This window comes from Cupriavidus sp. 10L43_2 (genome assembly GCF_056395265.1).
This window is the reverse complement of the sequence record NZ_JBFTJE010000001.1, coordinates 535215-547562: the sequence shown is the minus strand read 5'-3', so window position 1 is coordinate 547562 and position 12348 is coordinate 535215. Positions and strand designations below refer to the sequence as shown.

5 protein-coding genes are annotated in these 12348 nt (G+C 65.7%); 2 read left to right on the top strand and 3 right to left on the bottom strand.

Annotated elements, in window-relative coordinates; genetic code table 11:
• Both AC1DEL_RS02335 and AC1DEL_RS02330 read right to left on the bottom strand, forming a co-directional pair.
• Positions 1–8507: hemagglutinin repeat-containing protein (locus tag AC1DEL_RS02335; RefSeq protein ID WP_477125014.1), on the bottom strand; the 8507-nt coding region annotated here is incomplete at its 3' end.
• Between the two features lie 438 nt (positions 8508–8945).
• Positions 8946–9386 (bottom strand): PRC-barrel domain-containing protein, encoded by a 441-nt coding sequence (locus AC1DEL_RS02330; RefSeq protein ID WP_092293471.1) that lies wholly within the window; start codon positions 9384–9386, stop codon positions 8946–8948.
• A 298-nt stretch (positions 9387–9684) separates the two neighbouring features.
• On the opposite strand from AC1DEL_RS02330, the gene AC1DEL_RS02325 reads away from it, so the two are divergent.
• A complete protein-coding gene (locus tag AC1DEL_RS02325; protein ID WP_092293473.1) occupies positions 9685–10047 on the top strand; it encodes an ElaB/YgaM/YqjD family protein in 363 nt (120 codons plus the stop codon).
• Here the strand turns inward: AC1DEL_RS02325 and AC1DEL_RS02320 are convergent.
• Positions 10035–10967 carry a LysR substrate-binding domain-containing protein gene (locus AC1DEL_RS02320; RefSeq protein ID WP_477125015.1) on the bottom strand — a complete coding sequence of 311 codons (933 nt, stop codon included), beginning with the start codon at positions 10965–10967 and terminating at the stop codon, positions 10035–10037. The two genes, AC1DEL_RS02325 and AC1DEL_RS02320, sit on opposite strands and share 13 nt — an antisense overlap.
• 105 nt (positions 10968–11072) lie before the next feature.
• Here AC1DEL_RS02320 and AC1DEL_RS02315 point away from each other — a divergent pair, with 105 nt between their 5' ends.
• The gene (locus AC1DEL_RS02315) at positions 11073–12341 is read left to right on the top strand and encodes an MFS transporter (RefSeq protein ID WP_477125016.1); all 1269 of its coding nucleotides are present in this window, start codon (positions 11073–11075) and stop codon (positions 12339–12341) included.
• Positions 12342–12348 lie beyond the last annotated feature (7 nt).

The window sequence follows — 12348 nt, the reverse complement described above, 5'->3', positions numbered from 1 at the left end:
TCCACGTTGATATCGAACCCGCCCTTGCCGGCATAGAGCCCGGTTTGCTCCACCACGGATGCATAGGTGCTATCCGTCTTGCCGCTGCTCACACTGCCGCTGGCGCTCACCGTGGTGCCGTAACAGATCGGCGGCACACAGATGCTGGCTTGCATACCCGATGACGATTCGCGGCTGTGGTAATCGTCCGTGTCCTGACGGCTTTCAATGTTCAGGTCACGTCCGATATCAGCCTTGATGGTGTCGCCGGTAGCCGTGGCGCCTTTCAGGTTCGTGTCACGGCCGCTGGCGATGGTCAGCGTGTCGCCAGCCGTGACATGCGTGTTCTGGTTCGTGACTGCGGTGCCGTCAGCCTTGGCCTTGTTCTGTGCCGCCGCCAGCTCAATCGTGAAGCCGTTCTGGGTGCCGCCCAGGGACAGGCCCACGCCAATACTGGCGTTGCTGCCGCTGCTCTTGCTGTTCTGGCTCGCGGCATCCTGTGCGCTCTCCAGGTTGATGTCCCGCGCGGCAGTCAGCGCGACGTTCTTGCCGCTGATCTCCGCACCGCGCGCGTTGATATCGCCATCGGTGAAGTAGCCTTCAGCGTCTTTTGCACCCGAGCCTGCCGCAATAATGTTGACCGAGCCGCCTGCGTTGACCGTAGTGCCCTGGCTGCTGCTTTGGGCGTTGTGGACTTCTGCCTGCTGGCTGCCGCCCCCGATGCTAACCGTGGCCTTGATGATCGACCCGCCGCCGTTGCTATTGCCCGGATTGCCCGTTGCCGAGTTACTGACGGGGGGCTTGCCCCGGCCTTGCAACGCATTGACCGCGCCCACCGAATTGGCCGCCGCAATGCCCGCCTGCACCGCATACAGCGCAGCCGACTTGCCGTCACCGCTCTCCATTGCCCGTGCTGCGTTCTCTGCCGCCTGTGCCGCCTGCACGGAATAGCCCGAGAAGGCTAGCGTCACGCCATATTGGCTCGACTTGTCCTTCTGGTTCATCGTGCTGGAATCCTCGCCCGGATCGAGCACGACGTTCCTGCCGATCAGGGTCACGTCCTGCCCTGCGGAGATATCGGCACCGCGCGCGGTGAGGTCGTCCTTGGCGGTGATGCTCACATTGCCACTGTCGCTGACCACCCGGCTGCGCACAGTGTTCTCGCTCGTGCTGTTTGCATCAAGATGGTGCGATTCAGACCGTACGCCGAAGGTTCCTGCATAGCCGTTGCCACCCAGGTCGCCGATGGCCTTGCTGCTGCTGTCGCTACGCTGCGACTTGGTTTCCTGCCCCGAGAGGATGTCCACCCGACCCTGCTTGGCCGAGATGGCAATGTCATGCTCTGCGGCCACGCCGCTGCCTGCGATCCGCACGTCGCCGGTGCGGCTGGTAATCGTGACGGAATCGCCGGTGATCGTGCTGGCGTTCTGCTGGCTGGCGGACAGTTCGCTGCTGGAATTGGCCTTCTGGCTGCCATACGGCACAACGGTCACGCCGCTGCTGTTGGCACCGCCGTTGATGCTACGGCCGATGTCGCCCAGCGTAGCGCCGGCCGTGCTGATCTTCCAGCCGCTGCTCTGCGACGAAGACGACTCGCTGTACGTATCCGTCGATGCCTCGATGTTCACGTTGCGTTGCGCGTCCAGCACCGCCTTGCCGCCCGCGCTGACCATGCCGCCATGCAGCAGGATGTCACCATCGAGCGCTTTGCCGGCATCGTCCTTCGCCCCGCTGCCGGTGGCGCGCAGGATGATGTCACCCGCACCGGTCAGCGTGCTGCCGCTGTTGGTCACGCTTTCGGAATGAAACTCGGCGCTGCTGGAGTTCCGCCCGTAAGTCACCGCGATCTGCGGCGCCGTTCCCGCCGAATGGCCGATTTCGCCCGCCACCTGCTTTGTGGCCGTGACCTTGCTGTCGGCTTGGCTGTTGGCCTGGATGTTGCGTACAGAATCCAGCGGCGTGCCGACCACGGCGACGCCGAAGCTGCTGGACTTGCTACTCTGGCTGCTGTCCTGCACGACCCGGTCGATGCCGGTAGTGACGGCGATGTTCTCGGCCTGGATGTCGATGTGGCCGGCGCTCTCGTTGTCGCCGCTCCGACCTGCGATCAGGTCGCTACCGATGATGACAGCGTCCTTCCCCGCTGTGATGGTGACGCTGCCGTTGGTGGCACCCACTGCGGAGCGTGCGTCGCTCTGGGTCACGGCCACGGTATGCGACGACGATTTGGCGTTGCTGCTGCCAGCCGACACGCCGATCCCACCCTGCCCCGCCGAGAACTTCACGCCGGACGAAGAGCGCTCGTGCGTCTCGGTCACTTCGCGAACGTTTTCGCCGGCCGTGATCACGACGTTTCCTCTGGCTGCCGTCAGGTCAACGGCATCCGTTGCCGTGACAGTGCTCTGGCGGATGAGCAGGTCGTTGCCAGCGACTGCCTGGACCGTGTTGCCGCTGATGGCGCTACCCACGCCCACGTCCGCGTAGCTGGCGATTGCATCGTGGCTCGACGAGCGCGACAGGAACCCGCTACTGCGCGAACGTTGCTCCGCACTGGATGCATGCACCTCACGGCCCTCGGCCACGATCACGTCTTCCGTGGCGACCATGGTTACGCCGCCACCGGACGCACCCGTGCCGGCCGTCACGCTTGAGCCGATGACCGCCACGCTGCCTGCGCCTGACGTCTGCGTCGCCTCGATGCCGTTGGCGGCAAGTACCGTACCGACCAGCGCCGTCTGTCCGGCCGCCAGCTTGGCGTTGCCGCCCGCTTCGATCTCGCTGCCGCGCACCGTCTCGTCATAGGACGACTTGGTGTAGGAAGCACTCTTGCCGCCCAGCGATGCTTCGGCATGGACCTGCGAGTCCGTCGTGTTGAGTACGACCAGGTTCTGGCCCGCCACCAGCGTGGCATCCGTGCCTGCGCTGACGGCGGCATTGGCCAGGACTACGTCTCGCCCGGCGACAGCCGTCAAACCCTTGCCGGCCGTGACATCGCTCCCCTGGTAGGTGGTCGCGGCATCGTGGCTGTAGCTTTGACCGTTGCGCGTGTCCTGCGTTGTGCCAAGGGCCACCGTGCCCATGTTGATGTCGCGGCCCGCACCAATTAGTGCATCGCCGCCTGCAGCCAGCGTCGATCCGGCCAGCGTCACATCGCGGCCGGCAAGCACTGCGACATTGCCCTTGCCTTCGATGACCGCCTGCCCACCCACGGCCGTGGCGCTGGCACTGGATCTGTCGACCGATTGCACTGCAGAGATCGTCTGCGTCTCGTTGATGACATCACGCCCAGCTGCGACGACCACATCCTGCCCACCAATCCGGCCGCCCAGGTTGCGCACATCCTGCGCGGCCTGGACCAGCGTCGTGCCGGTGGTGCCGCCGATGGCGCCCCGGTTCACGATATCGGTGCCCAGCACCTGCGTGGCCACATCGCCGACGATATTGCCGCTGTTGTTGACGTTCCCCGTGGCGTTGATCGCCACGGCATTCCCCGCCACCAGCGCACCAGTGGCGTTGAGGTCCACGCCGGGGCCCTGCGCGAGATAGACCTTGGGCACGAGCACTGACTGCGTCGTTCCGTCCGGCAGGGTCACGTCCTGCGACACCATCCACACCATGTCCGTGGTGAGCTGCCGCATCTGCTCCTCGGTCAAACCCACCCCCGGCGCCAGGCCAACGGCCTTGCCGTAGGTCACGCCGTTGTTCATCAGCGCCTTGTATTCCTCCATCTGGTCGGTGTAACCCGTCAGGAAGGTTTTTCCGGTCAGCGCCGTTACCTGGTCGCGGATCAGCTTTTCTTCATAGAAACCGTCGCCAAGGCGTTTCTGGGTACGCTGAGGATCCAGTCCGAGCGCGCCGAGCATGTAGTCGCTCGAGATGAAGTTGTTGTACTGGGTGAAGCGCGAATCGGTGGCGACCAGGTAGGTATCGCCCGGCGCGCTGCGATAGATATAGAGCCCGTTGGTCGGCAGGTGCAGGTTCGGAATGCCGCCACTGGCGGTACCCAAGGTCTGCGGACGCGAAGTCTTGCCGGCCGCACCATCGATGTGCGCGCCGCTACCGCCACCGCCGGCCACGCCGCTGCTGCTCACATCCACGCCGACAGCGTTCACCGCACCCACGGAGACATCCCGGGCGCTCGTCTGTACGGTCTGATTGGACGTTACAACGCTCGGGAGCGCTGCCACCGTGGTCGGGGCCTGCGGCTCGGGGGCATAGACCACAGTCTGCTGATCCGAGTTTCCGCCGCTCTTCTGGTGCCAGTAGAAGGTCGAGGTACTCGTTGTGGTAACCGTCTGCTGCAGGACCGTACCGACATCGTCAATGGTGCCGCCCGCGGCACGGCGCGAAAGGTTGCCGCCCGCCGCCATTGTCGATGACTGGTTGAGGATGGCGCCACCGTCCGCATTGATGCGAATGGCACCGCGTGCCTGGATTTTTCCGGCGTCCGTGGCACTGATCAGTCGGTCAGTAGCCGTCATCGTGACAGTGGTACGCGCGATTTCGCTGTAGTCGTGTACGTCCGGCCCGAGGTCGTAGCGGACGATCTGCTGGTCCGGCCGGATCTGCGTAGCAGGGTTCCAGTTCGGCCAGAACGTGATCTTATAGCCGGCGCCCGTGTCTTCGATCGCCTGATAGTACTGCACGGGATTCGACGCGATGTTCCTGTCTACAAGCAGGTTTCCGCAGAAATCACCGTTCTCCGGGCACAACCACTGCCCCTCATATTGGTCTATCGGCGCCTTGGAGAACGATAGCGTCTTGTTACTGGTGTCGACGTAGACAACGTCTGACTTGGGGACCTCGACGGTAATCGGGTTCCTCAGCGCATTCATCATGTCTGCGCTGATGGGCGCCTCGTTCGAATTCCAGCGCCACTGCGGAAACACAAGGCTGTTGTAGCCCCCTCTGCCATCGCCCTCGAATCCGGCCATCCAAGCCGTCAACGTCTGCCGCGCCGTCTCCACCGGCGTTCCACCCTCCGTCACGAGGCTCGTGCGCTTGTTCACCACCGAACGCGCTGCGATGTCGATATCCCCATCGACCTCGATGGTTGCCGAACTATTGACCAGCGCGTTCATCTGGTTCGCCAGCATGCCGCCGCCGTCCCGCGTGCCATCGCGAGCGATCTGGAGGTTGCCCATGCTGTAGATCGTGGCGCCGTCGGTGTTCGAGACGGCATTGCTGGCGTAGATCTTCACATCCGATGCGCCAGCGATGATCGCGGCCGCCCCGGCGTTGGAAACATCGCTGGCTTGCACCTGGATGGCGTTGCCGATGATCGTGCCCGTGTTACCAAGCGCTGCGCTATTGGTCATTACAGCGTCACCGTCGATCCGGCCAGCGTTGCTGATCGTACCGCTGGCGCTGACGTTAGTCGTGGCGCCCGTCATGGTGGCGCCGGCGGCGTTGACCACGTTGCTGCCTTGAACCGTCAGATCCTCCCGCGCAGCCAGGCGCCCGGTGTTGGTGACAGCGCCCGTGGCCGTCACACGGAGGTCGCCATTTGCTGCCAGCCGGTTGGCGGCGTCATTGACGTAGTCCCCGTTGACGTCGAGGCTCAGGTTACCTCCGGCGGTCATCTCGCCACTGCCGGCCAATGCACCGCCGACGCCGATATCCTGGTGGGCACGTACGCTGCCCCCAAGGTTGTTCATCGCACTCACGTTTAGTGCGATGCTCTTTCCACCCAGCAGCGTGCCATCGCTGTTATCCATGTAGGCGCCGGCCTGCTGCATCGTCAGTGCCTGCCCGCCGTAGATTCTGCCGCCACGGTTGTCCACGCTGTTGCTGACGGATAACGTGAGCGAGCCCCCACCGGCGACATTGCCGCCGCCGGTGTTGATAAGATCGCGGGCGGCGAGCGTCGTGTTTCCGTTCCCTCCCAGCGTGCCCCCCGTGTTGTTCAACGAACCTGCGGTGCTGACTGAGGTTGCGCCGGCCCCCGCATTGGTGAGCCGGCCACCGGTGTTATCGACCCCGGCAGCCGTGACGCTTACGGTGGAATCCGCGCCGTTGGCGGAAATCGTTCCACCATTGTTGGACAGGACCCCTGTCGCACTCAGCGTCAGATCGCCGCCGGCCTGCAGCGAGCCCGCCGCGTTGTCAATTTGGCGAAGGGTTCCGACGCTCAGCGACTTGTCAGCGTAGACGGCGCCCTGATGGTTCGTGATGCCGTTCCCCGCGACGAGGCTCACATCGCCCTGCGCGGAGATGACGCCCCTGGTGTTGTCCAAAGCGAGGAGGCGAGCATCAATGGTGCCGTTTGATTGAATGCTGCCGTCCGTGTTGTCGGCAGCGCCCCTTTCGCCAAGTACGGTCATTCGGCCAGCACCCGCGTGGGCGATCTTCCCGCCTTTGTTGGTCAGCGTGCCAACATCGAGGGTCCCACCGCTTCCATTGATGGCGACGGAGCCGCCAGTGTTGTCGAGCGTACCGCCAGCGACAATCGTCGTATCGGAAGGCCCATATTGCGCAATCGTTCCACCCGCATTGTTCAGGTCGCCGGTTGTGCGGAGTGCAAGGCCGTCTGCCTCGATCCGGCCGCCGCGATTGTCGATCGTGCCGCCATTGAGATCCACCGAGGCACTGGAAATCATGCCGTTGCGATTCGATACCGCGCCGGACGCGGAGATGTCCGCGGCACCGCCCGCGATGACCGCGCCGGCATCATTGTCAAGCCTGTCCACGTGCAGCTTTGCGCCGCTCCCGGCATTGATCTGACCGTGATTGACGAGCACGTCCGCATCGATCCGCACGCTGCCGTTGCCACCGATGACCCCACCCTGCGCTCCGCTCGCGGTGGTGCCAGTAGTGTTTTCGATGGTGCCTCGTGCGGCGATCGTCAAGTCATCGCCATTGAGCGAGACCACACGCCCTGCCTGATTCCCGAGCGACGCCGTGTCCATTGAGAGTCCACCGCCCGCCTGCATCACACCGCCGGCGTTGTCGACCGCGCCTGCCGAACGGATGTCGATGGCACCGTCCGCGATCAATTGCGCGTTCCGGTTCGAGACGCTTGCGGCCGTCACATTCGCGCTTCCGCCGGCGCGTAGTGTGGCACCTGACGCATCAAGGGCGCCGCTTGCATGAGCGCCGAGCGCACCGCCCGCCGAAAGCGTGGCGCCGTGCAGATCAATCTCGCCTTGACTGGCCTTGATCTGCACGGCGCCAATGGCCGATGTCTCGCTGCCGGCCAGATTCACCGAACCACCTTGCACCGTAGCGTCCGCCCCGGCGAGCACCTTGCCGCTCGCCTGCACCGCGCCGCTGGCATTCAGCGCCAGCGTCCCGGCCTGCGAAACGGTGCCGTCGGCGCCCACGCCGGACGCCAGCGTGCCGCTCGATGCAATCGACGCTGCGTTCGCCGAGAGGCCGCCGCCCGCCGCGAGCGTGCCACTGTTGGTCAGCGCGCCCTGCGTGCCGAGTGCCAGCCGTTGGCCGGCATAGGTGGTACCGCTGTTATCGACCCCGTCCCGTGCGCTGACGGTCATCGCGCCGGTCGTATTGGTCTGCCCCGCAAGTTGCAGCCGCCCCTGCGCCGTCAGCGTAAGGTCGCCAGCCTGCGCCGCCACCACGCCGCGCGTGGAAACCCCCACGCCCGCCTCGGTGGACGCCAGCAGGATCTTGTTGGCATACATGCCGCCGAGTTCGCTGACGTCGATGCCCACGGATGGCGCCGGACCACTGCCCGCAATGGCCGAGGCGGAGAGCGTCGCGCGATCCACCTGGGCGGCACCCGCCACGACGTTCAAGTTATTGGCATACAGGGCGGCATTCGCCTTGACGGCTCGCGCAATCAGGTCCACCTGATCCACGCCCGTGGCATGCAGGCCACCGCCTTCGACGAGGATCTGCCCGCCGGTCACGCGGAAGGCATCAAGGCTGCCACTGCCGCCATAGACCGGAATCCCGGTCGTCAGCGTCGCGCGGCTCGTGTTGATGAATCCCGCGCCATCAACCAGGATCCCGTTGGGATTGGCCACGATGACTTCCGCACGCGGGCCGGCCACTTCGAGGTAGCCACGCAACTGGCTGGGCAGCGTGCTGGTGACCTGATTGACGATGATCCTTGCTGACCCGCCGGGCTGCAGGTTGGGATTGCCGTTGATGTAGCCCGCCTGCTGCGTCGCCACGATGCCCGGCGAGTTGTTGAGGATGGCACCGGCCTTGTTGACGTCGAACTGGTTGTAGTGATTGACGGAGACGCCTGCCCCCGATGGCCGCGTGATATTGACCTGCGGCAGGCCGTTCGCCGTCTGGACAACCCCGGGGCGGCTTGCGCCCGCATTGGGGTCGGCGACGATCTGCGCGCCGGCCACCATCGGCACCCCCATCGCCATCCACGCTGCCAGTTGCAGCACGGGCACGCCAACGCAGAGGCTTCCCGTCCAGACCCGCCGCGTCTCACCCCCCACAGCCTTCCGGCCAGCCCGCCGCCCGGACCCGGTACTGCTTGCGGTTTCCTGCACGGCCATCAGCATGGCGCGTGTCTTGTTGAAAACGAGACGGTAACAAAGACGATTCATTCTGGACCCCGGCTGCTGGCGCACGCGTGGCCGCCGTCAGCAATTCGGGTCCTACTCGCACAGAAGATGCGCGAAACGCCGTACTACACCGCGAGCGTACTTGTAACCAGTTGTAAGTTTTTTATAAGCGAGGCGGAGCGTACGGCACTACGCAGGGTCCGGCATACCCCACTTTTTTCTGATTCCATCGCCATCCCAAGGCACAAATCTGTTCCGCCCGAAAGTGGGGTCCGCCCCAGCAAACGGTTTCCGGGAAAACCGGCAGCTTTTACGATTCCGTCAAATCTGAGTCATAAGTGATATGAATCATTTTTAAATCAGATTTCAATGACGTGCCCTGACAACGCATGGTCGCCGTCCCGTTACAGTCCACGAGCAAACAAAAACGGCGGCCGTCGTTGCAACGGCCGCCGCCTATCCAGCCAGCAAACGCTCAGCTCAAAGCGCCCCACCCACTCCAGTCCAATACGGATCCCGCCCGTAGTACTCATGGATCGTAGTCGCCCACTGCGGGTCGGCCATGCCGGGCCAGCTGTCCTTGTTGAAGCCTGGGGCGTCCTTGATGCGGTCCGCGGTCAGGCCGAGGCGGAAGCATTTGGCGTCGGTGTCCATGACCAGGGCACTCCAGGGAATGGCGTGGAGGGTGTCGCCGATACCGAGGAAGCCGCCGGTGCTCAGCACGGCGTAGGCCACGCGGCCGCGGGGGACATCGATCATGATTTCCGAGATTTCGCCGACGTGCTCGCCGTCGGACGAATAGACCTTGGTGTCGTCGAGGCTCGATGCGGCCATCACCTCGGGGCCGGGGCCTTCGCCCACGCCGGAGCCGACGATGCCGGCACCCTGGCCGGAAGTGAGGGTGGGATCAGCGGTGTTCATCTGCAACTCCTTGCGTGGGGGTGTGGGACCCGTGATCCGCAACGAGCGTGCCGAGGGAGCGCCCGCCTTGCCGGGCGCGTGCAGCGGTCCGGGGCGGCGTGTCGCGCACCCTTTGCCGTCGCGGACAAATTACAAGCACCGGTAACTTGCCACGGCGTTTCTATATTAGAGAGCGCGCCGCACGAGTGGGGTGGCGGCGCGTGTGCTGGTACGGAACCTGCGCAGGCATGTGTTGCATCGACTTTCCCGCACCTTCCCCCGCACCTTCGCACTTCGCACTGCCTGACAGGAGACACGCATGGATCCGAACAACCTCAATCCACAGAACTCGAGCGCCGATGCATCCGCCGCGCGAGCCAACCTGCGCGCCGACACCAACCAGCTGGCCAAGGATCTCGACGATCTGCTCTCGCAGTTGCCGAATCTGACCGGCGAGGCCGTCGACGCCGCCAAGAAGACGTTTCTCTCCAAGGCGGAGCGCGGCTCGCAGGCGCTGGACTCGATCAAGTCGACGGTCAGTCACAACTGGCAGCAAGGCCAGGAGTGCGTGACGGAGTACGTGAACAAGCAGCCGATGCGCGCCATCGGCATGGCGCTCGGGATTGGCGTGCTGCTGGGCGCGGTGCTTTGCCGGCCGAGCCGGCACCGCTACGACGACTGACTAGCCGCCCGCGCTTCCCGCAACGACGCCAGCAGGATGTCCGCCAGCCGCTCCACCTCGGGCGGCATGGTCGGCGCCGCCCGCAGCATGACCAGCGGTAGCGACGGCAGCCCGGGCAGGCCGGCCTCCCCGGCTGGCACCGCGCGCACGTTGGCAGGCAGGCCGTAGCGGGAACGCACGGTCAGCCCCAGGCCCGCGGCGGCGGCGGCCCACAGCCCGCCGAGGCTAGGGCTCGAGAACGCCAGGCGCCATGGAATGCCGGCGCGATCCAGCGCAGCCGTGGCTGCGGCGTGGAACTGGCATGGGCGGTCGAAGGCGATCAGCGGTAGCGGCTCGCCCGGTTCCCAGGTCATCGGCGCCGTCGCGGAGCCGACCCAGCACATGGGCGGTTCGTCGATGGGCTCGACTGCGCGCTGGCCCAGCGCGTAGCCGGGGATGCCCGGATCGGGCGATCCCAGACCGCCATCGGACCAGATCAGCGCGAGGTCCAGCCGCCCGGTATCGATCCGCGCCAGCAGTTCGGCATTGCGCGCCACCACCGCCTCGATGCGCACCTTCGGGTGCGCGCGGGTGAACCTGCCGAGCACGTCGGGCAGCAGCCCTTCGCCAAATTCCTCCTGCAAGCCCAGTCGGATGCCGCCCGCCAGATCCACGCCGCGCACCGCCGCCGCGGCTTCGTCGTTCAGGTCCACCAGCCGCCGGGCGTAGCCGAGCATGGCCTCGCCGGCCGCCGTCAGCGCCAGTCCGCGTCCGGATTTGCGGAACAGCGCCGTGCCGGCCTGCTCCTCCAGCTTCTTGATCTGCGCGCTAATGGCGGACGTGGAGCGCCCGACGCGATCCGCCGCCCGTGCAAAGCTGCCCAACTCCATCCCCGCCAGCAGGCTACGCAAGGCGGCGACGTCGAAATTCGTGCGCGACATCGATCATCCTGTTTTGTCGAATGATTATTGAAGTATTTTCTGATATTCAGGATGAATTGTGGGTGAGAGACTCGGTCCGGTCAAATCATCGATCGGAAACCAGCCATGTCATCCCAGACCCTTGCCTCGGCGCCCGCGTCGACAAATCATCACTTCGGTGCAGGCCACCGCTGGAAAGTCCTCGGCGTGGGCGTCGCCGCCAATGCCAGCGTGATGGCCGGCGCCAGCGGCATTCCCACCACCGCCGTCTGGCTGCGGACGGGGTATCACTTCGACAACGCCGAGCTGGGCCTCGCCCTCGGGGCGCTCGGTTTCGGCGTCGCCCTGTCCGAACTGCCCTGGGGCGTGGCGGCGGACCGCTGGGGCGACCGCCCCGTGCTGCTCGGCGGCCTCGCCTCCACCGCCATCGCCCTGCTGGTCATGGCGCTGTGGCTCGCTCCGGCCGGTGGTCATGCGCCGCCGCTGGGCTGGCTGATGAGTGCGATGGCGGTCGTCGGGCTGTTGAGCGGGAGTGTCAATGGCGCGAGCGGCCGAGCCGTGATGCGCTGGTTCCGCGAAGGCGAACGTGGGCTGGCCATGAGCATCCGGCAGACGGCGGTGCCGCTGGGCGGTGGCATCGGCGCCCTTACGCTGCCGTGGCTCGCCTCGACAGTCGGCTTCGCATGGGTCTATGGATGGGTGGCGCTGCTGTGCGGCGTGTCGGCGTGGCTGACGTGGCGATGGCTGCATGAGCCGCCGGCGGCAGGCTGCGTGGCGTCACCGGCGTGCCGGGTTCCCACGGCGAATCCCCTGCGGCAACCGGGCATCTGGCGCATCGTCGCGGCCATCGGCCTGCTCTGCATGCCGCAGTTCGCGGTGCTGACGTTCGCGTCGATATTCCTGCACGACTTTGCGCACGCCGGGCTCGGCGTCATCACCGCCACCATGGTCGCCGTGCAGGGCGGCGCGATGGCAATGCGCGTATGGAGCGGGCGCTGGACCGACCGCCGTGGCAACCGTCGCGCCTATCTGCGCGGCTGCACGCTGGTGTCGGTGGCCGCCTTCCTGGTGCTGGCGGCCTGCGTCCAGGGCAGCGCCGGCAACGCCCACGGCCTGTGGATGGCCCTGCTGCCGGCGATGATCGCGCTCGCCGGCATCTGCGTCTCGGCCTGGCACGGCGTGGCTTATGCGGAGCTGGCGGCCATGGCCGGGGCCGAGCGCGCGGGCACGGCGCTCGGCATGGCGAATACCGCCGTGTTCCTCGGATTCTTCCTCACGCCGCTAACCCTGCCGCACTGGCTCGCGGCCACCTCATGGCCGGTGGTCTGGGCCGGCACTGCTGTGATCGCGCTGATGGCGTGGCCGCTGTTTCCCGGAGCGAAGCCCAGAATGTGAAACGCCC